19 protein-coding genes are annotated in these 22,167 nt (G+C 70.3%); 14 read left to right on the top strand and 5 right to left on the bottom strand.

Translation table 11 applies throughout. From position 1 onward, the window contains the following. Positions 1 to 204: 204 nt before the first annotated feature. Together ACZ4EG_RS07395 and ACZ4EG_RS07390 are read left to right on the top strand one after the other, a co-directional pair. Positions 205 to 603, top strand: coding sequence for a RidA family protein (locus ACZ4EG_RS07395; RefSeq protein WP_467789891.1), 399 nt, complete (start codon positions 205 to 207; stop codon positions 601 to 603). Positions 604 to 642: 39 nt separating this feature from the next. Then, positions 643 to 1,173: a GNAT family N-acetyltransferase gene (locus ACZ4EG_RS07390; protein WP_467789890.1), complete on the top strand. Its 531-nt coding sequence runs from the start codon at positions 643 to 645 to the stop codon at positions 1,171 to 1,173. Positions 1,174 to 1,180: 7 nt separating this feature from the next. Here the strand turns inward: ACZ4EG_RS07390 and ACZ4EG_RS07385 are convergent, their stop codons facing one another. Continuing rightward, the gene (locus tag ACZ4EG_RS07385) at positions 1,181 to 1,756 is read right to left on the bottom strand and encodes an adenylosuccinate lyase (protein ID WP_390707089.1); all 576 of its coding nucleotides are present in this window, start codon (positions 1,754 to 1,756) and stop codon (positions 1,181 to 1,183) included. 377 nt (positions 1,757 to 2,133) lie between these two features. Here ACZ4EG_RS07385 and ACZ4EG_RS07380 point away from each other — a divergent pair, with 377 nt between their 5' ends. The 9 genes from ACZ4EG_RS07380 (at position 2,134) to pssA (ending at position 13,371) form a co-directional block, all read left to right on the top strand. Beyond that, positions 2,134 to 3,939 (top strand): 3-hydroxyacyl-CoA dehydrogenase family protein, encoded by a 1,806-nt coding sequence (locus tag ACZ4EG_RS07380; RefSeq protein WP_467789889.1) that lies wholly within the window; start codon positions 2,134 to 2,136, stop codon positions 3,937 to 3,939. 382 nt (positions 3,940 to 4,321) lie between these two features. Then, the gene (locus ACZ4EG_RS07375; protein ID WP_390732622.1) at positions 4,322 to 5,155 is read left to right on the top strand and encodes a TetR family transcriptional regulator; all 834 of its coding nucleotides are present in this window, start codon (positions 4,322 to 4,324) and stop codon (positions 5,153 to 5,155) included. A gap of 413 nt (positions 5,156 to 5,568) precedes the next feature. After that, entirely contained in the window at positions 5,569 to 6,912 is a 1,344-nt protein-coding gene (gene ccrA / locus ACZ4EG_RS07370) for a crotonyl-CoA carboxylase/reductase (protein WP_453556241.1), read from the top strand. Between the two features lie 16 nt (positions 6,913 to 6,928). Next, positions 6,929 to 8,998 (top strand): protein meaA, encoded by a 2,070-nt coding sequence (locus ACZ4EG_RS07365; protein WP_453556244.1) that lies wholly within the window; start codon positions 6,929 to 6,931, stop codon positions 8,996 to 8,998. Continuing rightward, positions 8,995 to 9,960, top strand: coding sequence for an HpcH/HpaI aldolase/citrate lyase family protein (locus ACZ4EG_RS07360; protein ID WP_099932428.1), 966 nt, complete (start codon positions 8,995 to 8,997; stop codon positions 9,958 to 9,960). Before ACZ4EG_RS07365 ends, ACZ4EG_RS07360 begins: the two co-directional genes overlap by 4 nt. A 5-nt stretch (positions 9,961 to 9,965) precedes the next feature. After that, the gene (locus ACZ4EG_RS07355; protein ID WP_453556247.1) at positions 9,966 to 10,493 is read left to right on the top strand and encodes a MaoC family dehydratase; all 528 of its coding nucleotides are present in this window, start codon (positions 9,966 to 9,968) and stop codon (positions 10,491 to 10,493) included. 2 nt (positions 10,494 to 10,495) lie between these two features. Then, entirely contained in the window at positions 10,496 to 11,701 is a 1,206-nt protein-coding gene (locus ACZ4EG_RS07350) for an acyl-CoA dehydrogenase family protein (protein ID WP_356940999.1), read from the top strand. Between the two features lie 169 nt (positions 11,702 to 11,870). Next, a complete protein-coding gene (locus ACZ4EG_RS07345; RefSeq protein WP_316755659.1) occupies positions 11,871 to 12,527 on the top strand; it encodes a phosphatidylserine decarboxylase in 657 nt (218 codons plus the stop codon). Between the two features lie 22 nt (positions 12,528 to 12,549). Continuing rightward, positions 12,550 to 13,371, top strand: coding sequence for a CDP-diacylglycerol--serine O-phosphatidyltransferase (pssA, locus tag ACZ4EG_RS07340; protein WP_263216781.1), 822 nt, complete (start codon positions 12,550 to 12,552; stop codon positions 13,369 to 13,371). Between the two features lie 337 nt (positions 13,372 to 13,708). Here the strand turns inward: pssA and ACZ4EG_RS07335 are convergent, their stop codons facing one another. After that, entirely contained in the window at positions 13,709 to 14,848 is a 1,140-nt protein-coding gene (locus ACZ4EG_RS07335; RefSeq protein WP_467789986.1) for a glycerate kinase, read from the bottom strand. A gap of 246 nt (positions 14,849 to 15,094) precedes the next feature. On the opposite strand from ACZ4EG_RS07335, the gene ACZ4EG_RS07330 reads away from it, so the two are divergent. Together ACZ4EG_RS07330 and ACZ4EG_RS07325 are read left to right on the top strand one after the other, a co-directional pair. Next, positions 15,095 to 16,189 (top strand): ADP-ribosylglycohydrolase family protein, encoded by a 1,095-nt coding sequence (locus ACZ4EG_RS07330; protein ID WP_467789888.1) that lies wholly within the window; start codon positions 15,095 to 15,097, stop codon positions 16,187 to 16,189. A gap of 107 nt (positions 16,190 to 16,296) precedes the next feature. Further along, the gene (locus ACZ4EG_RS07325) at positions 16,297 to 16,791 is read left to right on the top strand and encodes an NUDIX domain-containing protein (protein WP_467789887.1); all 495 of its coding nucleotides are present in this window, start codon (positions 16,297 to 16,299) and stop codon (positions 16,789 to 16,791) included. Positions 16,792 to 16,819: 28 nt separating this feature from the next. Here the strand turns inward: ACZ4EG_RS07325 and ACZ4EG_RS07320 are convergent, their stop codons facing one another. After that, entirely contained in the window at positions 16,820 to 19,255 is a 2,436-nt protein-coding gene (locus tag ACZ4EG_RS07320) for a SpoIIE family protein phosphatase (RefSeq protein ID WP_467789886.1), read from the bottom strand. Between the two features lie 149 nt (positions 19,256 to 19,404). Between ACZ4EG_RS07320 and ACZ4EG_RS07315 the strand changes: the two genes are divergently transcribed. Beyond that, positions 19,405 to 20,133 carry an SIR2 family NAD-dependent protein deacylase gene (locus tag ACZ4EG_RS07315; RefSeq protein WP_453556258.1) on the top strand — a complete coding sequence of 243 codons (729 nt, stop codon included), beginning with the start codon at positions 19,405 to 19,407 and terminating at the stop codon, positions 20,131 to 20,133. On the opposite strand, the gene ACZ4EG_RS07310 is transcribed toward ACZ4EG_RS07315, so the two are convergent. Next, positions 20,130 to 20,612 carry a methylated-DNA--[protein]-cysteine S-methyltransferase gene (locus ACZ4EG_RS07310; RefSeq protein ID WP_467789885.1) on the bottom strand — a complete coding sequence of 161 codons (483 nt, stop codon included), beginning with the start codon at positions 20,610 to 20,612 and terminating at the stop codon, positions 20,130 to 20,132. The genes ACZ4EG_RS07315 and ACZ4EG_RS07310 overlap by 4 nt on opposite strands. A 10-nt stretch (positions 20,613 to 20,622) precedes the next feature. Next, positions 20,623 to 22,092: an AlkA N-terminal domain-containing protein gene (locus ACZ4EG_RS07305; protein WP_467789985.1), complete on the bottom strand. Its 1,470-nt coding sequence runs from the start codon at positions 22,090 to 22,092 to the stop codon at positions 20,623 to 20,625. Positions 22,093 to 22,167 lie beyond the last annotated feature (75 nt).

Below are 22,167 nucleotides of genomic sequence, written 5' to 3'. Positions count from 1 at the left end.
TGGGGTTTCCCGGTCGAGCGCCGACGCCCGCCAGATCATCGGGGCGTGTGCGGACAGGTCGGCCGTCGGTGTTCCGTTGGACCCGCACTGCGGGCTTCCCGGATCTCGAAGCCTCTCGCACCCCTTGAGCCGGGGCGCTGCGACGACCATGAGAACGGAAGGCCCGCCGGGGGCGTTGTCAGACCCCTGGTCCACCATGGACCCATGAGTGAGCCGACCAGGATTCCCGCCCCCGAAGGCGTCGCGCCCGCGGCCCAGTACAGCCATGTCGTGCTGGGCACCGGCCGTTTCGTCGCCGTCTCCGGCCAGCTCCCTCTGGACGAGGAGGGCAGGCTCGTCGGCGAGGGCGATCCGGCGGCCCAGGCACACCAGGTGTTCGAGAACCTGAGGCGCTGTCTGGCCGCCGCCGACGCGACCTTCGAGAACGTCGTCAAACTCACCTACTTCGTCACGGACATGGCATACATGCCGGCGATCCGAGCCGCTCGCGCCGCACACATACCCGACGACCGACTCCCGGCGGCGTCGGCCGTCCAGGTGGCCGCGCTGGTGGGGCCACAGTTCCTCATGGAGATCGAGGCGTTCGCGATCGTGGACGAATAATCACGGGCCACTGCGCCGACCGCTCCTTAGAGTGCGGCCATGGACGGCACGCCTCCTCTCATCCGCGTCATGACCCTCGCCGACTGCGACCGCGTCTCCGAGATACGCATCCGTGGCTGGCAGGGCGCCTACCAGGGGCTCATGCCGCAGTCCTACCTCGACGGGCTCAGCGTGGCGGAGGACGCCGAGCGGCGGCGCGCCCGCTTCTCCCGGCACGCAGGGGACGGGGTGGTGAACCTGGTCGCCGAGCGGGGCGGCGAGGTCGTCGGCTGGGCGGCGTACGGGCCGTACCGGGACGGCGAACGGCGCACCGGGGACAGTGAGTTGTACGCGATCTACGTCGACTCCGCGCACCTGGGCAGCGGTGTCGGACGGGCGCTGCTGGAGAGCGCGGTGCGGCGGTGCGCGCCCGTGCACGCCCGTATGTATCTGTGGGTCCTCAAGGAGAACAAGCGCGCCCGGCGCTTCTACGAGCGAGCGGGATTCCGCGCCGACGGCACCGAGGAGCCCTTCGAGGTGGACGGCGTCGCCGTGGCCGAGGTGCGGTACGGGATGGAGCTGCCCCGCTGACCGCAGGTCACCTCGGCTTCGGGATTCGGGCCAGTGCGTGTACGGCTGCCTCGGCGAGGGTCGGGTGGGCCAGTGCCTCGCTGAGGACGCGTCTTGCGCGGGCGTCGCCCAGCGTGCCGAGGCCCTCCACGCAGGCGAGGGCCACCCGGCGATAGGGGTCGTGCGGACGCAGTCGGCGCTCCAGGGTGGTGATCAGCGCGGGCACGGCCTCGGGGGCGCGCAGCTCCACCAGGAGCCGTACGGGATGCAGGGCGTAGGCGACGCGCAGTTCGTTGGTGGCCAGGGCGGCGGCCGCGCGGGCCGTGCGGGGGTCGTCGAGCCGGGCGAGGGCGTAGGCGGCGGAGGCGCAACGCGGCGGATCGCGGTGGTTGAGCAGCAGCACGAGGGACTCGAAGGCGCGCCGGTCGCCCACCACCCCCAGCCGGAACGCGGCCAGCTCCCGCGCCCACAGGGGCTGTCCGGGCGCGGTGAGCACATCGGCCAGTTCGTCGTGGTCCCCGGTCGCCAGCAGACGCTCGTACGCCGCCGTGCCGCGCGACTCCTGCCGTAGACGCTCCGTGAGCGATCGCAACTCTTCGTCCACGAAGCCCACATTAGGCGGGTCGTGCGGCGGTGGGGACCTACATCACAAACTCGGGGGCTGGCGCGCTCGTTACCCACCGGTTAAGCTCATACGAGCGAGTCACCCACTCGCACATCTGCTTACGACGGTTTGGTGACGCAGCCGTCGTGAGTGCAGGTCGGTTCGGTACCTCACGTACCACCAGTACGACTCGGCTTCGGGACAGAGCCGGTCGGTTCTCAGCCGCTCCCCGGGCGTGTGCGCGCCCGTGGCGGACGGCACCGGGCGTGTGCGCTTGCAGCCCGGCTACACCCGCACTCCTTTCCGCACCCGGTGCGCCCCTTCGGCGCACCTGGGCGCGTTCATCAGTCGTCACCCTCATCTCCAGGAGTCCCGCGATGGCCACTCCCCTGTCCGACACCCCTCTGTCCCCGCTCAACACCATTGCCGTCGTCGGCCTCGGCACCATGGGCACCGGCATCACCGAAGTCCTCGCGAAGGCCGGCCGCCAGGTCATCGGCATCGACATCAGCGAGGCCGCCGCCGCGCAGTCGCTCGCCGCCCTGGAGTCCTCCACCGCCCGCGCCGTGGAGCGCGAGCGGCTCAGCGAGCAGGAGCGCACGGAGCTGCTCGCCCGCGTCCGCACCTCCACCGACCTGCGTGCCGCCGCCGACGCCGACCTCGTCATCGAGGTGGCCCCGGAGTCGTACGAGACCAAGCACCAGATCTTCCGTGAACTGGACGGCATCGTCCGCCCGGAGACCATCCTCGCGACCGGCACCAATGCCCTCTCGGTGACCCGGCTCGCCGCCGACTCCGCGCGCCCCGAGCGCGTGCTCGGCCTGCACTTCTTCAACCCGGCCCCGGCGATGCGCCTGGTCGAGGTCGTCTCCTGCGTGCTGACCGCGCCGCAGGCCGTCGCCGCGGTCACGGACCTCGCCATCGAGCTCGGCAAGGAGCCGGTCGCCGTCGGTGACCGCCCCGGGTTCGTCGCGGACGGGCTGCTGTTCGGCTACCTCAACCAGGCCGCCGCGATGTACGAGGCGAAGTACGCCTCCCGCGAGGACATCGACGCCGCGATGCGGCTCGGCTGCGGTCTGCCGATGGGCCCGCTGGCCCTGCTCGACCTCATCGGCATCGACACCGCCCGGACCGTCCTGGACGCCATGTACGCCGAGTCCCGCGACCGGCTGCACGCCCCCGCCCCGATCCTCAAGCAGCTCAGCGAGGCGGGCCTGACCGGCCGCAAGTCCGGCCGCGGCTTCTACACCTACGAGGCGCCGGGCAGCGCCACGGTCGTGCGGGACGCGCTGACCCCGCTGGAGGGCGGCACCCTCACGCAGGGCCGTTCCGTCCACTCGGTCGGTGTCGCGGGTTCCGGCACCATGGCCTCCGGCATCGCCGAGGTCTTCGCCAAGGCCGGCTACCAGGTGGTCCTCGCCGCGCGCAGCGACGAGAAGGCGCAGGCCGCGAAGGCCCGCATCGGCAAGTCGCTGGCGCGCAGCGTCGACAAGGGGCGCATGACCGCCGAGGCCGCCGCGAAGACCCTGGACCTGATCACGCCGGCGGGCTCCTACGAGGCCTTCGCAGAGGTCGACCTGGCCGTCGAGGCCGTCGCCGAGGACCTGGAGATCAAGCAGCAGCTGTTCGCGACGCTGGACAAGGTCTGCAAGCCGGGCGCGGTCCTGGCGACCACCACGTCCTCGCTGCCCGTCGTGGCCTGCGCCCGCGCCACCTCACGTCCGCAGGACGTGATCGGCATGCACTTCTTCAACCCGGCGCCGGCCATGAAGCTCGTCGAGGTCGTCCGTACGGTGCTGACGACCGACGACGTCCACGCCACGGTCCGCGAGGTCTGCGGCAGGATCAAGAAGCACGCTGTCGACTGTGGTGACCGGGCCGGATTCATCGTCAACGCGCTGCTTTTCCCGTACCTCAACAACGCGATCAAGATGGTGCAGGAGCACTATGCGTCTCTTGACGACATCGACGCGGCGATGAAGCTGGGCGGCGGCTACCCGATGGGCCCGTTCGAGCTCCTGGACGTGGTCGGGCTCGATGTCTCCCTGGCGATCGAGAAGGTCCTGCACCGCGAGTTCCGCGATCCGGGCCTCGCTCCGGCGCCGCTCCTGGAGCACCTGGTGGCCGCGGGCTGCCTCGGCCGCAAGACCGGCCGCGGCTTCCGCGAATATGCCCGCCGCTAGGGGACGTCCCGTGGATCCGGCCGACTCCGAGGAGCAGTCTCTCTCAGCGGACCCGAGCGGGGTCATGGGGGTCCCCCCCGCTCGAGCGCAGTCGAGAGCTCGGGGGAGCGTGCAGCTGCAAGGCGGAGGAGGGAGTCGACGCGATGGGGGTCCCCCCTGCTCGAGCGCAGTCGAGAACTTGGGGGAGTCGGCGAGTGACGACAACGCCGCAGATGTGCGTGCCAGACCCCGCGACCCCGGCGGGATCCACGGGACGCCCCCTAGTCACCCGGGCGACTGGTTCGACGACGACAGGGAGTGGGGCGGGCTGCTCGGCCCCACTGGCGGCCCCCCGCCCCTCGCGGGCGGGGGAAACCCGGGGCATGCGCATCGAGCTGCGCACATGCAGTACGTTCGGGTCATGTCCCAGCCCGCCAAGTCCTCACGTACACCAGCTACGCCCGACGCGCCGGAAAGTGCCGCAGGCAGTCGCGCGGCCGCCCAGCGGCTCAAGATGCGCCGAGAACTGGCGGCCGCGGCGATGGAGCTGTTCGCGACCAAGGGGTACGAGGCGACCACCGTCGACGAGATCGCGGCCGCGGCCGGGGTCGCGCGCCGCACGTTCTTCCGCCACTTCCGCTCCAAGGAAGAGGCGATCTTCCCGGACCACGACGACACATTGATCCGCGCCGAGGCGGTGCTCAATGCCGCCCCCGCGCACGAGCATCCGCTCGACACGGTGTGCCGCGGGATCAAGGAAGTCATGAAGATGTACGCGGGCCGGCCGGAGATCTCGGTCGCCCGCTACAAGCTCACGCGCGAGGTGCCCACCCTGCGCGAGGCCGAGATCGCGTCGGTGGCCCGCTACGAGCGCCTCTTCACCCGCTACCTCCTCGGCCACTTCGACGAGCACGCGCACGACGACGACGCCAACGACGACCCGCTGCTCGCCGAGGTCGCCGCGTCCGCCGTCGTGACCGCCCACAACCACGTCCTGCGGCGCTGGCTGCGGGCGGGCGGACAGGGGGACGTCGAGGCGCAGCTCGACCACGCCTTCGCGATCGTGCGGAAGACGTTCGGCACCGGGATCGAAGCCGGGCGCACCTCGGTGCCCAGGCCTGCGGCCGTCCCGGCGGCGGTCGCCGCCCAGGGCGAGGTCCTGGTCACCGTCGCCCGTACCGACGCGCCCCTCGACGAGGTCATGCGGACCATCGAGGAGGCACTCAGGGACCGCTGAGGCCTCCTCGCCCCTGTGATGACGGCCACCCCTCGGGGTGGCCGTTTTGGCATGTCAGGGGAGCTTTTCGAGCGGATTTCAAGAGCCGTTCGATCGATCATCGCTCATTTGTTACGTAAAGATTTCATCTGAGGTCAAGTTCTGGCACTCAGTGCCTTGCCGGATGACACGCGGTGTCATACGTTGAAGGAGTCCGGGCGGCCGGCGCGCAGAGACCATTCGTGCGCCGGCTGTCCCAGCAAGCCAATGGCCTGCGCGCCCGGACGCCTGCGTCACAGGCAACCTCCCGCGCCACAAAGCGCTGCCGAAGCACCACCCCGCCGAACCGACGGCACTTCTCCACCCAACCCTCAGCAGCACCGACGAACCCTCAGCGCCCCTCCCTCAGGGCGCTCACCGCCGGAGGCAACACCGTGACCGTGAAGGACATCCTGGACGCGATCCAGTCGCCGGAATCCACACCGGCCGATTTCGCCGCTCTGCAACTCCCCGAGTCGTACCGTGCGATCACCGTGCACAAGGACGAGACGGAGATGTTCGCGGGTCTGGAGACCCGCGACAAGGACCCGCGCAAGTCGCTCCACCTCGACGAGGTCGCCGTGCCCGAGCTCGGCCCGGGCGAGGCCCTGGTGGCCGTCATGGCCTCCTCGGTCAACTACAACTCGGTGTGGACCTCGATCTTCGAGCCGCTGCCGACCTTCGGCTTCCTGGAGCGCTACGGCAAGCTCAGCGAGCTCACCAAGCGCCACGACCTGCCGTACCACATCATCGGCTCCGACCTCGCGGGCGTCGTCCTGCGCACCGGCCCGGGCGTCAACGCCTGGAAGCCCGGTGACGAGGTCGTCGCCCACTGTCTGTCCGTCGAGCTGGAGTCCAGCGACGGCCACAACGACACGATGCTCGACCCCGAGCAGCGCATCTGGGGCTTCGAGACCAACTTCGGCGGCCTCGCCGAGATCGCCCTGGTCAAGTCCAACCAGCTGATGCCGAAGCCCGGCCACCTCAGCTGGGAGGAGGCCGCGGCCCCGGGCCTGGTCAACTCGACCGCCTACCGCCAGCTGGTCTCCCGCAACGGCGCCGGCATGAAGCAGGGCGACAACGTCCTGATCTGGGGCGCGAGCGGCGGCCTCGGCTCGTACGCCACCCAGTTCGCGCTGGCCGGCGGCGCCAACCCGATCTGTGTCGTCTCCAGCGACCAGAAGGCGGACATCTGCCGCTCGATGGGCGCCGAGGCGATCATCGACCGCAACGCCGAGGGCTACAGGTTCTGGAAGGACGAGAACACCCAGGACCCGAAGGAGTGGAAGCGCCTCGGCAAGCGCATCCGCGAGCTGACCGGCGGCGAGGACGTCGACATCGTCTTCGAGCACCCGGGCCGCGAGACCTTCGGCGCCTCGGTCTACGTCACCCGCAAGGGCGGCACGATCGTCACCTGCGCCTCCACGTCGGGCTACAACCACGAGTACGACAACCGCTACCTGTGGATGTCCCTGAAGCGGATCATCGGCTCGCACTTCGCCAACTACCGCGAGGCCTGGGAGGCCAACCGGCTCGTCGCGAAGGGCAAGATCCACCCGACGCTGTCGAAGGTGTACTCCCTGGAGGACACCGGCCAGGCCGCGTACGACGTGCACCGCAACCTCCACCAGGGCAAGGTCGGCGTGCTGTGCCTGGCCCCCGAGGAGGGCCAGGGCGTGCGCGACGAGGAGATGCGCGCCAAGCACATCGACGCCATCAACCGCTTCCGCAACATCTGAGCACCCGAGGTCACAGATGACTGAGCGTCAGCCCGCCGAGGCGAAGCGGAAGTCCGCGCACGCGCCAAGGGAAAAGGACCGGCCGTGGCTCATGCGCACGTATGCCGGCCACTCCACCGCCGAGGCGTCCAACGAGCTGTACCGGCGCAACCTCGCCAAGGGCCAGACCGGCCTGTCGGTGGCGTTCGACCTGCCGACGCAGACCGGCTACGACCCCGACCACATCCTCGCCCGCGGCGAGGTCGGCCGGGTCGGGGTCCCGGTCTCGCACCTCGGTGACATGCGCCGGCTGTTCCAGGACATCCCCCTGGAGCAGATGAACACCTCGATGACCATCAACGCCACCGCCATGTGGCTGCTGGCGCTCTACCAGGTCGTCGCGGAGGAGCAGGGCGCGGACATCACCAAGCTCCAGGGGACGACCCAGAACGACATCGTCAAGGAGTACCTGTCCCGGGGCACGCATGTGTTCCCGCCGGGGCCGTCGCTCCGGCTGACGACGGACATGATCGCGTACACGGTCTCCCACATCCCGAAGTGGAACCCGATCAACATCTGCAGTTACCACCTGCAGGAGGCCGGGGCCACGCCGGTGCAGGAGATCGCGTACGCGATGTCCACCGCGATCGCCGTCCTCGACGCCGTGCGCGACTCCGGCCAGGTGCCGCAGGAGCGCATGGGCGACGTGGTCGCGCGCATCTCCTTCTTCGTGAACGCGGGCGTCCGCTTCGTCGAGGAGATGTGCAAGATGCGCGCCTTCGGCCGCATCTGGGACAAGGTCACGCACGAGCGGTACGGCATCGAGAACCCCAAGCAGCGCCGGTTCCGCTACGGCGTCCAGGTCAACTCGCTCGGGCTGACCGAGGCGCAGCCGGAGAACAACGTCCAGCGGATCGTGCTCGAAATGCTGGCCGTGACCCTCTCCAAGGACGCACGCGCGCGTGCCGTCCAGCTCCCGGCCTGGAACGAGGCCCTGGGCCTGCCCCGCCCCTGGGACCAGCAGTGGTCGCTGCGCATCCAGCAGGTGCTGGCGCACGAGAGCGATCTGCTGGAGTACGAGGACATCTTCGAGGGCTCGCACGTCATCGAGGCGAAGGTGGCCCAGCTGGTCGAGGACTCCCTCGCGGAGATCGACCGGATCCAGGAGATGGGCGGCGCGATGGCCGCCGTCGAGTCCGGCTACCTCAAGTCGCAGCTGGTCGCCTCGCACGCCGAGCGCCGGGCCCGTATCGAATCCGGGCAGGAGAAGATCATCGGCGTCAACATCTTCGAGACGACCGAGCCGAACCCGCTGACCGCCGACCTGGACACCGCGATCCAGACGGTCGACCCGGCGGTCGAGGCCCGGGTCGTCGAGGCCATCGGACACTGGCGCGACACGCGCTACCAGGCGCCCTTCAACCACCCGCGCCCGTGCAAGGCGCTGGAGCGGCTGAAGGACGCCGCCAAGGGCACCGACAACCTCATGGAGGCCACCCTGGAGTGCGCCCGCGCCGGAGTCACGACCGGCGAATGGGCGGGCGCGCTGCGGGAGGTCTTCGGCGAGTTCCGCGCCCCCACGGGCGTCTCGTCCGCGCCGGTGGCCGTCCCCGTCGAGCAGGGCTCGGCACTGGCCGAGGTCCGCGCCAAGGTGGACGCCACCGCCCGCGACCTGGGCGCCGGCAAGCTGCGCTTCCTGGTCGGCAAGCCCGGCCTGGACGGTCACTCCAACGGCGCCGAGCAGATCGCCGTGCGGGCCCGTGACGCCGGTTTCGAAGTGGTCTACCAGGGCATCCGGCTGACGCCCGAGCAGATCGTGGACGCGGCCCTCGCCGAGGACGTGCACGCGGTCGGCCTGTCCATCCTCTCCGGCTCGCACGCCCAGCTCGTTCCGGACGTGCTGGAACGCCTCCGTGTGGCCGGTGCCACAGATATACCGGTGATCGCCGGTGGCATCATCCCGAATGGCGACGCCGAAGAGCTGCGGGCCGCCGGAGTCGCCGCGGTCTTCACCCCGAAGGACTTCGACATCACCGGCATCATCGGCCGCATCGTCGACGAGATCCGGAAAGCGAACAAGCTCGACCCCCTGGAGGTCCCCGCATGACCACGCCCGTCAACCGTCTGCGTCCGCGGCGCTCGTGCCTCGCGGTCCCGGGAAGCAACCCCCGCTTCCTGGAGAAGGCGCAGGGCCTCCCGGCCGACCAGGTCTTCCTGGACCTGGAGGACGCGTGCGCGCCGCTCGCCAAGCCCGAGGCGCGGCACACGATCGTCAAGTTCCTCAACGAGGGCGACTGGACCGGCAAGACCCGGGTCGTGCGCGTCAACGACTGGACGACCGAGTGGACGTACCGCGACGTCGTGACCGTGGTCGAGGGCGCGGGCCAGAACCTCGACTGCATCATGCTGCCGAAGGTGCAGACGGCCCAGCAGGTGGTCGCCCTGGACCTGCTGCTGACGCAGATCGAGAAGACCATGGGCTTCGAGGTCGGCAAGATCGGCATCGAGGCGCAGATCGAGAACGCGCAGGGTCTGAACAACGTCAACGAGATCGCGACGGCCTCCCAGCGCGTCGAGACGATCATCTTCGGCCCGGCCGACTTCATGGCGTCCATCAACATGAAGTCGCTGGTCGTGGGCGAGCAGCCGCCCGGCTACCCGGCGGACGCCTACCACTACATCCTGATGAAGATCCTGATGGCCGCCCGCGCCAACAACCTGCAGGCGATCGACGGCCCCTACCTGCAGATCCGCAACATCGACGGCTACCGCGAGGTCGCCCAGCGCGCCGCCGCCCTCGGCTTCGACGGCAAGTGGGTGCTGCACCCCGGCCAGGTCGAGGCGTCCAACGAGATCTTCTCGCCCTCCCAGGAGGACTACGACCACGCCGAGCTGATCCTGGACGCGTACGACTACTACACGTCCGAGGCGGGCGGCAAGAAGGGCTCCGCGATGCTCGGCGACGAGATGATCGACGAGGCCAGCCGCAAGATGGCCCTGGTCATCTCCGGCAAGGGCCGCGCCGCCGGCATGCAGCGCACGTCGAAGTTCGAGATCCCGGAGGCCTGAGCGCGATGCAGTTCGGACGCACCTACGAGGAGTTCGAGGTCGGGGCGACGTACAAGCACTGGCCGGGCAAGACGGTCACGGAGTACGACGACCACCTGTTCTGTCTCCTCACCATGAACCACCACCCGCTCCACATGGACACCAACTATGCGGAGAAGACGACGGACTTCGGCAAGAACGTCGTCGTCGGGAACTACATCTACTCCCTCCTGCTCGGCATGTCCGTCCCGGACATCTCCGGCAAGGCGATCGCCAACCTGGAGATCGAGTCGCTCAAGCACGTGGCGCCGACCTTCCACGGCGACACGATCTACGGCCAGACGACCGTGCTCGACAAGTGGCCGTCGAAGTCGAAGGACGACCGCGGCATCGTCTACGTCGAGACCAAGGGCTACAAGCAGGACGGCACCCTGGTGTGCGTCTTCCGCCGCAAGGTCATGGTGCCCACCGAGACGTACATCAAGGAGCGCGGCGGCGAGCAGCCGGGCCGCCCCGAGCCGACCGCACCTGCGGAAAAGAACACGGAGAAGTAGAGATGGCCCGACTCGCCCAGACCGCCGGTCTGACCGACGTCCAGCAGGAGATCCTCTCCACCGTCCGCGACTTCGTGGACAAGGAGATCATCCCGGTCGCGACCGAGCTGGAACACCGCGACGAGTACCCGCAGCAGATCGTGGACGGCCTGAAGGAACTCGGCCTCTTCGGTCTGATGATCCCCGAGGAGTACGGGGGCCTGGGCGAGTCGCTCCTCACCTACGCCCTGTGCGTCGAGGAGATCGCCCGTGGCTGGATGTCGGTCTCCGGCATCATCAACACGCACTTCATCGTCGCGTACATGCTCAAGCAGCACGGCACGCAGGAGCAGAAGGACCACTTCCTGCCGCGCATGGCGGCCGGCGACATCCGGGGCGCGTTCTCGATGTCGGAGCCGGGCCTCGGCTCGGATGTGTCGGCGATCACGTCCAAGGCGGTCAAGGACGGCGACGAGTACGTCCTCAACGGCCAGAAGATGTGGCTGACCAACGGCGGCACCTCGTCCCTGGTGGCCGTTCTGGTCCGAAGTGACGAAGGACACCCCGAGGGCACGGCGCCCCACAAGTCCATGACGACCTTCCTGGTGGAGAAGGAGCCCGGCTTCGGCGAGGTCCGCCCCGGTCTGACCATCCCCGGCAAGATCGACAAGATGGGCTACAAGGGTGTCGACACCACCGAGCTCATCATGGACGGTCTGCGCATTCCGGCCGATCGGGTGCTCGGCGGCGTCACCGGCCGAGGTTTTTACCAAATGATGGACGGAGTCGAGGTCGGCCGGGTCAACGTGGCCGCCCGTGGCTGCGGTGTCGCCCAGCGCGCCTTCGAGCTCGGCGTCCGGTACGCCCAGCAACGTCACACTTTCGGCAAGCCGATCGCTCAGCACCAGGCCATCCAGTTCAAGCTCGCGGAGATGGCCACCAAGGTCGAGGCCGCGCATGCCATGATGGTCAACGCGGCACGCAAAAAGGACTCCGGGGAACGAAACGACCTTGAGGCAGGGATGGCGAAGTACCTCGCCTCCGAGTACTGCAAGGAGGTCGTGGAGGATGCCTTCCGGATCCACGGCGGCTACGGCTTCTCCAAGGAGTACGAGATCGAGCGCCTCTACCGCGAGGCCCCGATGCTGCTGATCGGTGAAGGTACCGCCGAGATCCAGAAAATGATCATCGGGCGCAGGCTGCTCGAAGAGTATCGGTTCCAAGGCTGATTGTCCGGGTACGGGGTGTTTTCTTCGAGAAGAAGATCACACCCCGTTAACGGTCTTCAGCTGCCGACTCGGCTTCCTGGCTTGCCCAGTTGCGGCCCGGGACCGGTACGATCCCGGAAAGCCGCCGTCCCCTGTTCTTGCGCGGCATCATCCGCTACGAAGGTCATCCATGCCCCACAGCCAAACCTCTGCACATCGAGACAGCCTGGCCGGCGTACGCCTCGCGCGCGGAGCATCGCCGTGGCTCCTCCCGACCGTCGCCACCGCAGCCGTCAGCCTTCTGCGCGCCCGCCGCTCCGGCGCCGCCAAGGCCGTCGCCGTACCCGCCACCGCGCTCGCGGCGGGCATGCTCTGGTTCTTCCGCGACCCCGAGCGCGAGATCGCCCCGGGCCGCGTCATCTCGCCCGCCGACGGTGTGGTGCAGAGCATCATGCCCTGGAAGGACGGGCGCACCCGCGTCGCGATCTTCATGAGCCCGCTCAACGTCCACGTGAACCGTGCGCCGCTCTCCGGCACGATCACGTCGGTCGAACACGTCCCCGGTGGCTTCGTTCCCGCCTTCAACAAGGAGAGCGAGAACAATGAGCGCGTAGTCTGGCATTTCGACACCGAACTCGGCGACATCGAGATGATCCAGATCGCCGGCGCGGTGGCCCGCCGTATCGTCCCGTACGTGCCCCAGGGCACGAAGGTCGAGCAGGGCGACCGTATCGGTCTGATCCGCTTCGGCTCGCGTGTCGACCTCTACCTGCCCGAGGGCGTGGAGGTCGCGGTCGAGGTCGGCCAGAAGACGGTGGCTGGGGTGACTCGCATTGACCGTGATTGATCCGGAGACACAGGCGGGCTGGGTGCCCGAGGCCGACGAGGTGGACGACGAGGAGGAGATGCCTCTCTCGCTCCGCCTCTCAATAGCGGACACCCTCACCCTCGGCAACGCCACGTGCGGCTTCATGGCGGTGTACTTCACCACCACCGGCATTCTGATCCCGCACCTGACGGGCAATGACGAGTCGGCCGGTATGGCGCGCCACTCGGCCGCCACCGCAGTCATCCTCATGCTCTGCGCGGCTGTCTTCGATCTGTTCGACGGCCTGGTGGCGCGCAAGCTGCGCAGCTCGCCGATGGGCGCGGAGCTGGACAACCTCTCCGACCTGATCAGCTTCGGCCTGGCGCCCGCGTACTTCGTCCTCGTCTACGGCATGGTGGCGGACGACGCGCACCAGAGAGTGGCGGCGCTCGGGGCAATCGTGGTGCTCTTGGCCGTCGTGCTCCGGCTGGCCCGCTTCTCGTGCGTGACGCCGAGAAACGGCATGTTCCAGGGCATGCCGTCCCCGTTCGGCGCGCTGACGGTGGTCTCCATCGTCCTGCTGGAGCTTCCCTTCGTGGCGACGCTCCTGGCCATCCTGGGCACGGCGTGGCTGATGGTGAGCCGGGTGGAGTATCCGAAGCCGCGGGGCCGCCTGGCCGTGGCCATGCTGGCCTGGATCGTCCTGTCGATGGGCCTCCTGGCCGCCTGGGCCTTCGACGCCCCCAGCGGCCAGCTCCTCCTCCAGACGGGCTGCGCGCTGCAGCTGGTCATGGGGGCGGTGATCCCCCTGTTCGCCACGGCTCGCCGGGTCAACAACTTCCGCGACAACCGGCGGGAGGCGCGGGCGGCGCAGTTGCCGTAGCGCCGGCCGCTGAGGGCCCCGGACCCGTTTGGGTTCGGGGCCCTTCGCTTTCCGGTCACCCGGCGCTGGTGCCGACGTCCACCGGGGGCTGCGCCCCCCGACCCCGCTGCCGACCTGAACGGCCTCGTCCTCGAACGCCGGACGGGCTGGGTTGTGCCGACGGGGCGAGGTGGTCAGGGGTGCAGGGGACGCACTCCCCGCAGGGGGCCGGGGCGGAGCCCCGCGACGGCCGCCCCTTGAGCCACCGAGTTGGGCGGTTGGGTGGGAAACAGGGGGTGCAGGGGACGCAGTCCCCGCCGGGGGCCGGGGCGGAGCCCCGTGGCGGCGACTGCTCGAGTCACCGAGTCGGGTGGGTGGGTGGGCGCAAGAAGTCCTCGGCGATGAGGGACGCGACCCGCTCAAGAATCGGCCCCGCATCCGCGATGCACTTCGCGACATCCGGCTCGACCGACGTCAACGGATAGGCCCGCACGATCCCCGCCCCTTCCAGCTCCGCCGGCGCAAGCGCGAGCCTCCCGCACACGGCGACAACCTCCTTGCCCGCACGCCGCGCGGCCGCCGCAACCCCCGCCGGAGCCTTCCCGTGCAGCGTCTGCTCATCCAGGGAACCCTCCCCGGTGATCACCAGCGACGCCCGCTCCAGCGCGGGCGCGAAGCCCAGCACGTCCAGCATGACCTCGATACCGGGCCGGAACCGCGCCCCCAGCAACAGCGCCCCGTACCCGATGCCACCCGCCGCCCCGGCCCCCGCCGACGCCGCATACTCCGCCGCCCGCGGCCCGACCGCGGCCTCGACCACCTTCGCGAAGTGCCCGAGCGCCTCGTCCAGCGCTTCCACATCGTCCGGCGAAGCCCCCTTCTGCGGGCCGTACACCGCCGGCGCACCCTTCGGCCCCGTCAGCGGATTGTCGACATCGCTCGCGAGCACGAGGTCGACCGAGGCCAGCCGAGGATCCAGACCGGACAGGTCCGCCCGCGCGAGATCGGCGAGCCCGCCCCCGCCCGGCGGCACCGGCTCCCCGTCCTCGTCCAGGAAGCGCGCGCCGAGCGCGGACAGCATCCCCGCCCCACCGTCCGTCGTGGCACTGCCCCCGACGCCGAACACGATCGTCCGCGCCCCCGCGTCCAGCGCGGCCACCAGCAGCTCTCCCGAGCCGTACGTCGATGCCGTGAGCGGCGCGAAGACCCCGGCAGGCAGCCGCTGCAGCCCGCTCGCCTCCGCCATCTCCACGACCGCGGTGCCGCCGCGCAGCGCGAACGCGGCGGTGACCTCCTGCCCCAGCGGCCCCGCGACCCGGATCTCCCGCCGTTCGAAGCCGACGGCGACCGCCGCGGCCACCGTCCCGTCGCCGCCGTCGGCCACCGGCATTGACTCCACCTCGAGGCCCGGCACGACCCGGCGCAGTCCGGCCGTCACCCGCTCGGCGACCTCGACGGCCGTCAGTGAGCCCTTGAACTTGTCCGCGGCGATGAGCACCCTTCGGGTCTCGTTCACAGCAGCGTCCGCCACCTTGCATTCCCCTTGCTCTCCGGGCCCTCGCACAGCGGGGCCAGTCGCGCCGCTGCGACCATAACCGCAGGACACCCCCGCCGTCATGCCCCGCCCGAACCCTGGGAAGCCCCTGGGGAGCGCCTGGGATGCCGCTGGGAACTCCCTGTGCCACTCGCCCTGAACAGCCCCCAATACGGCACGCCCGCCCCCGAAATCGGGTAAACCGGAGCCATGACCCCTGTGGGCACTGAGCCAGAGCTCGCCGACCGCATCCTCGGGGGCTGGCTCGGCCGGATCGCGGGCAACATGCTCGGTAAACCGGTCGAGCAGGGCGACCTGTGGACGCGCGACCGCATCGACCGCTACCTACGGCAGGCCGCCGCCCTGCCCCTGACCGACTACCTCCCCGAGCCCGCCGACGACACCGACGGCCTCCAACTGCGCCCGGAGTGGCGCCAGTGCGTCCGCGGCCATATCCACGGCAGCTGCCGCGACGACGACGTCGACTACGCGATCCTGGGTCTGCACCTCCTGGAGACCCACGGCTTCGACTTCAGCACCGAGCAGGTCGGAGACCTGTGGCTGCTGCGGCTGCCGTATCTGCAGACCTTCACGGCGGAGCGCGCGGCCTACCGCAATCTCGCCAACGGTCTGAAGCCGCCGCTGACGGCGACGTACGAGAACCCGTACCAGGAGTGGATCGGCGCCCTGATCCGCGCCGACATCTACGGCTGGACCTGCCCGGACGCCCCGCAGCGCGCGGCCTCCCTGGCCCGCCGGGACGCCGTGCTGTCCCACACCGGCAACGGTGTGTACGGCGCGATGTGGGCCGCGGCACTGATCTCGGCGGCGTTCACGGCGCCGACCGTGCGGCACGCGATCGACACCGCGCTCACCGTCGTACCGGCGACCTGCCGCCTGGCGCGTACCGTACGCCGGGTCATGTCCCTCCACGAGACCCGCCTGACCTGGGAGGACACGCTCACGACCGTCTCCGAGGAGACCGCGGGCCTCGGCTGGATCCACACCATCCCGAACGCCGCCGTCCTCACCGCCGGGCTCCTGTACGGCGACGGCGACTTCACCCGCACCATCACGCTCACCGTCCGCGGCGGCCTGGACACCGACTCCAACGGCGCGACGGCGGGTTCGGTGGCCGGGGTGCTGACCGGCGCGGCGGCCATCCCGGCCCAGTGGAAGGACCCGCTGGAGGACACAGTGCGCAGCGCGGTTTTCGGCTTCGACGGCGTCCGGATCAGCGACCTGGCGGAGCGGACGCTGCGCCTGGCCGGGGCGGCGGTCCAGCCGACCCATACGGCGGTCTAGCCGACGTCCGGCCGAGGGGTACGGCGACGAACCGGTCGACGAACTCCTCGTCCCCGGCCCCGAGTTCGCCACGCTGTGGAACGACCGGGCTGGTTACCCTTCCTTGGGTGACCACCACTCAGGACTTTGCCACGTATATCGCGGGCCTCCCCCGCATCCTGGCCGGGGCGGCCGCCCTGTTCCGCGACGCCGAGGACCGGGTGCTGCTCGTCGAGCCCAACTACCGCGAGGGCTGGGCGCTTCCGGGCGGCACCATCGAGTCCGACGACGGGGAGACACCGCGCCAGGGCGCCCGCCGTGAGACGGCCGAGGAGATCGGCCTCGACCGCGAGCTCGGGCGACTGCTCGCGGTGGACTGGGTGCACGGCACGGGACGGCCGCCGCTGGTGGCGTACCTGTACGACGGCGGGGTCCTCGCCGAGTCCGAGTTCGCGGCGATCAGGCTCCAGGAGGAGGAGCTGCTGTCCTGGCGTCTGGTCCCCCGTGAGGAGCTCTCCGCCCATCTGCCCGGCGCCCTGGGCCGCCGCGTCCTGGCCGCACTGGACGTCCTGGCCCAGGGCTCGGGAACGGCGGAGCTGGAGAACGGCCACCGGGTGATCTGACGACGGCTCCGCGGCCACCGCTCGCGGTTCATGCGGGCGGCAGGGACTGCTCCGTCCAGACGGTCTTGCCGTCGTAGGTGTAGCGGGTGCCCCATCGCTCCGTGAGCTGCGCGACCAGGAAGAGCCCGCGCCCGCCCTCGTCCGTGCTGTGGGCCCGTCTGAGGTGCGGGGCGGTGTGGCTGGTGTCGGACACCTCGCAGATCAGCCACTGCGTACGGATCAGGCGCAGCGTGATGGGGCCCTCCGCGTACCGGTAGGTGTTGGTGACGAGCTCGCTGGCGACCAGCTCGGTGGTGAAGGCCAGCTCCTCCAGCCCCCATTCGGTCAGTTTCGCCGTGGCCAGCTCCCTGGCGCGGGCGGCGGCGGTCGCTTCCAGGGGCAGCTGCCACGAGGCGACGTTCTCCGGCGGCAGCACCCGGGTACGGGCGATGAGCAGCGCGATGTCGTCGGCGGGGACGTGGCCGACGGGCAGCAGCGCCTCGATCACGGCGTGGCAGGTGTCGTCCAGCGGATCGGTGGTGTGGGCGAGGCATGCGCGCAGGTTCTCCAGCGCGGCGTCGATATCGCCGCTGCGCGCCTCCAGGAGGCCGTTGGTGTAGAGCGCGAGCAGGCTGCCCTCGGGGAGGTCGAGGTCGTACGTTTCGAACGGCAGTCCGCCCAGGCCGAGCGGTGGCCCCGCGGGCGGGTCGAGCACGGTCACCTCGCCGTCCGGTGTGGACACCAGGGGTGCCGGGTGGCCGGCGCGGGCCAAGGAGCAGTGCCGGGAGACCGGGTCGTAGACCGCGTAGAGGCAGGTGGCGCCGAGGACCTGCTCGTCCGCCGACCCCATGCCGTCGGCGTTCGCCTCCACCTCGGTGGCCAGCAGGCTGACCAGATCGTCCAGCCTGGCCATCACCTCGCCGGGTTCGAGGTCGAGGCTGGCCAGGGTGCGCACGGCGGCCCGCAGGCGGCCCATCGAGGCCGCGGCGTGGATGCCGTGGCCGACCACGTCCCCCACGACGAGGGCGACCCGGGCCCCTGACAGCGGGATCACATCGAACCAGTCACCGCCGATACCCGGTTCACCGCTCGCCGGGAGGTATCGGCAGGCCACCTCGACGGCCGGCAGGTCGGACACCGCGCTCGGCAGCAGACTGCGCTGGAGGGTCAGCGCGGCGCTCTGCTGCTGAGTGAAGCGGCGCGCGTTGTCGATGCAGACGGCCGCACGCGAGGAGATCTCCTGGGCCACCGCGGCATCGTCGTCCTCGAAGGGCTCCGAGTGGCGCGCCCGCCACAGGCTCACCACGCCCAGTACCAGTCCGCGTGCCACCAGGGGCACCGCGATCAGCGAATGAACGCCGAGGCCCGCGGCGACCTCGACCCGTCGCCGGTCCATGGCGTACCACTCGGCGCGGAGGGACAGCTGCCGGTCGAGAATCGTGCGCCGCTCGGCCAGGCACCGCGCCTGCGCCGACTCCGGAAGGAGCGGGACCACCTCGCCCTCGTGGAACGGTATGCGGCGCTCCGGTGGCGACAGGGCCACTCGGAGCAGCGGGCCTTTCACACCGGGGGGTGGTTCGTCACCCAGTGTCACCGGCTTCAGGAGGTCCACCGAGCAGTAGTCGGCCAGGCCGTCGACGGCCACCTCGGCCAGTTCCCGGGCGGTCCGGATCACGTCCAGTGAGTTGCCGACCCGGGCGCTCGCCTCGTTCAGCAGGGCGAGCCTTCGCTGGGCCCGGTGGCGGTCGGTGACGTCCTCGATCGTCTCGGCCACGCCGAGAACCCGGCCCGAGGGGTCTTCCATCCGGAACGCGGAGACGGACACGATCCGCTCCCGGCCGGGATCGTGGCGTGCCCGGGCGGACTGTTCCGTGAAGATCAACGGCTCGCCGGTCTCCAGGACGTGCCGTACCCGCTCATCGACCGAACCCGCGTCCTCGTCGACCATGAATTCCCGGGGGTGATGGCCCACCGGCGCCTCGGCCGGGACGCCGCTCGCCTTTTCGACCGCACGGTTGACCCGGAGCACTCTCCTGTCCGGGCCGTAGGTGACCAGACCGATCGGGGACCGGCGGTACAGACCGTCCAGCAGCGCACGGTCCCGCTGCCAGGCGATGACCTCGGCGGCAGGGGCTCCGACCAGGACCCACTCCCGGCTGTTCCCGTCCCGGGTGATGGCACGGGCCCGAAAGCCCATCCGGAGCCGTCGTCCGTCGCGGTGCCGGACGGACAGGACCCCGAACCAGCCCCCCGTCCTCACGGCGTCCACGACGACGGACCGCGCGGCAGGCAGATCAACGGCGTCGATCAGGACGTCCCGCCATGCCCGTCCGATCACTTCCTTGGCCGAATAGCCCAGCAGTTCCTCTGCACGTGCACTCCAGCCGACCACGGTGCCGTGGTCGTCGAACACGGCCGAGGCGCCATGCCCGAGAGCGAACGGATCCTCCGGACTCTCACTGAAAAGCATCGACGGCGTCCCCATCAGCCACCACCTTGCCTCCGTGACTCCGATGTTCCTCTCCCAGGTGTCCGTCCGCGACTCCCCGTCCCTCCCGGCCCCGCGGATCACCGCCCCATCGGCGCCCCGAATATCCGTTCGCCCCACAGAGGCAGCCGTCCTACTCTCGGCCCATGACCAAGCCCCTCGTCGCGATCCTGAGCGGCGCCGGTATCTCCACGGACTCCGGCATCCCCGACTACCGCGGTCCGAACGGCCTGTGGCGGCGGGACCCCGAGGCCGAGAAGCTCGTGACGTACGAGTACTACATGGGCGACCCCGACATCCGGCGACGCTCCTGGCAGATGCGACGCAAGAACCGCACCCTGAAGGCCGAGCCCAACGCCGCGCACCTCGCCGTCGCCGAGCTGGAGAAGTCCGGGATCCCGGTACGGGTGATCACGCAGAACGTGGACGGCCTGCACCAGCTCGCCGGGATGCCCGCCCGCAAGGTGCTGGAGCTGCACGGCACCGTCCGCAGTGTCGTATGCACGAAGTGTCACGCCCGCGGCCCGATGGACGACGCGCTGGCCCGGGTCGAGGCCGGCGAGGAGGACCCGCCCTGCCTGGAGTGCGGCGGAATCCTCAAGTCGGCAACTGTCATGTTCGGCGAACGCCTCGACCCGGTCGTCCTCGGGGAAGCCATGGCGATCACCAAGGCCTGCACCGTCTTCATCGCCGTCGGCTCCAGCCTCCAGGTACAGCCCGCCGCCGGGCTCGCAGGCGTCGCCGCCGACAACGGCGCCCGGCTCGTCATCGTCAACGCCGAGCCGACTCCGTACGACGACCGGGCCGACGAGGTGATCCGCGAGCCGATCGGCAGCGCGCTGCCCAAGCTGTTGGAAGGGATGCGGAACGGTTAGAAGAGGCCGGCGCCCCGTTCGAAGTCCAGCAGGCGCTGCTTGCGGGGCAGGCCGCCGCCGTAGCCCGTGAGGCTGCCGTTCGCGCCGATGACGCGGTGGCAGGGGACGATGATGCCGATCGGGTTCTTCCCGTTGGCGAGGCCGACCGCGCGGGAGGCCTGGGGATTGCCGAGGGCTTCGGCGAGTTCGCCGTACGAGCGGGTCTCGCCGTAGGGGATCAGCCGCAGTTGTTCCCAGACCCTGCGCTGGAAGGGGGTGCCGTTCAGGCGGAGTTCGAGGGTGAACTCCTTCAACTCGCCCTTGAAGTAGGCAGTGAGCTGTTCCTGTGTCTCGGTGAACACGTCGTCGTCGCGGGTGCCGAAGGTCTCCTCGGGCGGGCGGTGGCGTTGGTCCTCCATGTAGAGACCGCAGAGGGTGCCGTCCTCGGCGATGAGGGTGAGGGGGCCGTACGGGCTGTCGGTGACGGTGTGGTTCTTCACGGCAAGGTCCTTACACGGGAAGGAAGTTGATCGGGTGGCTGTCGGTCGCCCACAGGTACTGGACGGCGTACGCCCGCCAGGGGCGCCAGGCCGCCGCGCGTGCGGTGAGGGCGGCCGGGGTGCCGGGCAGGCCCAACTCCTGTGCGGCACGCCGGATTCCGAGGTCGGTGGGGAGGAAGGCGTCGGGGTCGCCGAGGGCGCGCATCGCGATGACGTCGACCGTCCAGGGGCCGAATCCGGGCAGCGACAGCAGCTTGGCGCGGGCCTCCGTCCAGTCGCTCTCCACGCCCAAGTGGAGCTTTCCGTCAGCCAGTTGCGCGACCAGTGTGGTGAAGGTGGTGCGGCGGGTGCGGGGCATCGCCAGCCGGCCGGGATCGAGGGCGGCGAGCGCCTCGGGGGCCGGGAAGAGGTGGGTCAGGCCGCCCTCCGGGTCGTCGACCGGTTTGCCGTACGCGGTGACCAGGCGGGCCGCGTGGGTACGGGCTGCCGCGGTGGAGACCTGCTGGCCGAGTACGGCGCGGACGGCGAACTCGGCCTCGTCGACGGTGCGCGGCACGCGCCGGCCCGGGGCCTTGTCGACCAGCGGCGCGAGGAACGGGTCCGTGCGCAGCTGGTCGTCGACCGCGACCGGGTCGGCGTCCAGGTCGAGCAGACGTCGGCAGCGGCTGATGGCGACGGTCAGATCACGCAGATCGCTGAGGGTGAGGCGGCAGGCGATGTGGTCGGGCCTGGGGGTCAGGGCCACGATTCCATGGCCGTACGGCAGGCGCAGCGTCCGCCGGTAGGCGCCGTCCCGCCACTCCTCGACGCCCGGTACGGCGGTGGCCGCGAGATGGCCGAAGAGGTTGTCGGGGTTGAGCGGGGCGCGGAAGGGCAGGCGCAGGGACAGCGCGCCCGGGGCGCCTCCGGTCTGCCTCTTCGGTGCGCGGGCGCGCAGTTCGCTCGGGGAGAGCGCGAAGACCTCGCGCACGGTGTCGTTGAAGGTACGGATCGAGGAGAAGCCGGCCGCGAAGGCGATCTCCGCCATCGGCAGCGGGGTCGTCTCGACGAGGATCCGGGCGGTCTGGGCGCGCTGGGCGCGGGCGAGCGCGAGGGGGCCGGCGCCCAGTTCGGCGAGCAGTTGGCGTTCGACCTGCCGGGTGCTGTAGCCGAGGCGGGTGGCGAGTCCGGGCACGCCCTCGCGGTCCACCACACCGTCGGCGATCAGCCGCATGGCGCGGGCCACCAGGTCGGCGCGCTGGTTCCACTCCGGGGAACCGGGGCTGGTGTCGGGCCGGCAGCGCTTGCAGGCCCGGAAACCGGCCTGCTGACAGGCGGCCGCGCTCGGGTAGAACGTCATGTTGTCCGGCTTGGGCGGTACCACCGGGCAGCTGGGCCGACAGTAGATACGTGTCGTCACTACGGCCGTGAAGAACCATCCGTCGAACCGCGCGTCCTTGGACTGCACGGCCCGCACACATCGATCCCGATCGAGGTGCATCCCTTTCCGCATGTGTCCAGCATCGGCCACGGGCCGGGCGGCCGCTGGCGAGAATCCGACACCTACCTTGCCGGA

Source organism: Streptomyces sp. NPDC025638 (assembly GCF_055558775.1).
This window is presented reverse-complemented; position numbering and strand designations above follow the sequence as displayed.

Excerpts from the sequence above, each read along its gene's own strand:
- ACZ4EG_RS07395 (WP_467789891.1), top strand. The coding sequence starts at position 205 with ATGAGTGAGCCGACCAGGATTCCCGCCCCCGAAGGCGTCGCGCCCGCG.
- ACZ4EG_RS07390 (WP_467789890.1), top strand. The coding sequence starts at position 643 with ATGGACGGCACGCCTCCTCTCATCCGCGTCATGACCCTCGCCGACTGC.
- ACZ4EG_RS07380 (WP_467789889.1), top strand. The coding sequence starts at position 2,134 with ATGGCCACTCCCCTGTCCGACACCCCTCTGTCCCCGCTCAACACCATT.
- ACZ4EG_RS07375 (WP_390732622.1), top strand. The coding sequence starts at position 4,322 with ATGCAGTACGTTCGGGTCATGTCCCAGCCCGCCAAGTCCTCACGTACA.
- ACZ4EG_RS07365 (WP_453556244.1), top strand. The coding sequence starts at position 6,929 with ATGACTGAGCGTCAGCCCGCCGAGGCGAAGCGGAAGTCCGCGCACGCG.
- ACZ4EG_RS07360 (WP_099932428.1), top strand. The coding sequence starts at position 8,995 with ATGACCACGCCCGTCAACCGTCTGCGTCCGCGGCGCTCGTGCCTCGCG.
- ACZ4EG_RS07355 (WP_453556247.1), top strand. The coding sequence starts at position 9,966 with ATGCAGTTCGGACGCACCTACGAGGAGTTCGAGGTCGGGGCGACGTAC.
- ACZ4EG_RS07350 (WP_356940999.1), top strand. The coding sequence starts at position 10,496 with ATGGCCCGACTCGCCCAGACCGCCGGTCTGACCGACGTCCAGCAGGAG.
- ACZ4EG_RS07345 (WP_316755659.1), top strand. The coding sequence starts at position 11,871 with ATGCCCCACAGCCAAACCTCTGCACATCGAGACAGCCTGGCCGGCGTA.
- ACZ4EG_RS07330 (WP_467789888.1), top strand. The coding sequence starts at position 15,095 with ATGACCCCTGTGGGCACTGAGCCAGAGCTCGCCGACCGCATCCTCGGG.
- ACZ4EG_RS07320 (WP_467789886.1), bottom strand. The coding sequence starts at position 19,255 with ATGGGGACGCCGTCGATGCTTTTCAGTGAGAGTCCGGAGGATCCGTTC.
- ACZ4EG_RS07315 (WP_453556258.1), top strand. The coding sequence starts at position 19,405 with ATGACCAAGCCCCTCGTCGCGATCCTGAGCGGCGCCGGTATCTCCACG.
- ACZ4EG_RS07305 (WP_467789985.1), bottom strand. The coding sequence starts at position 22,092 with ATGCACCTCGATCGGGATCGATGTGTGCGGGCCGTGCAGTCCAAGGAC.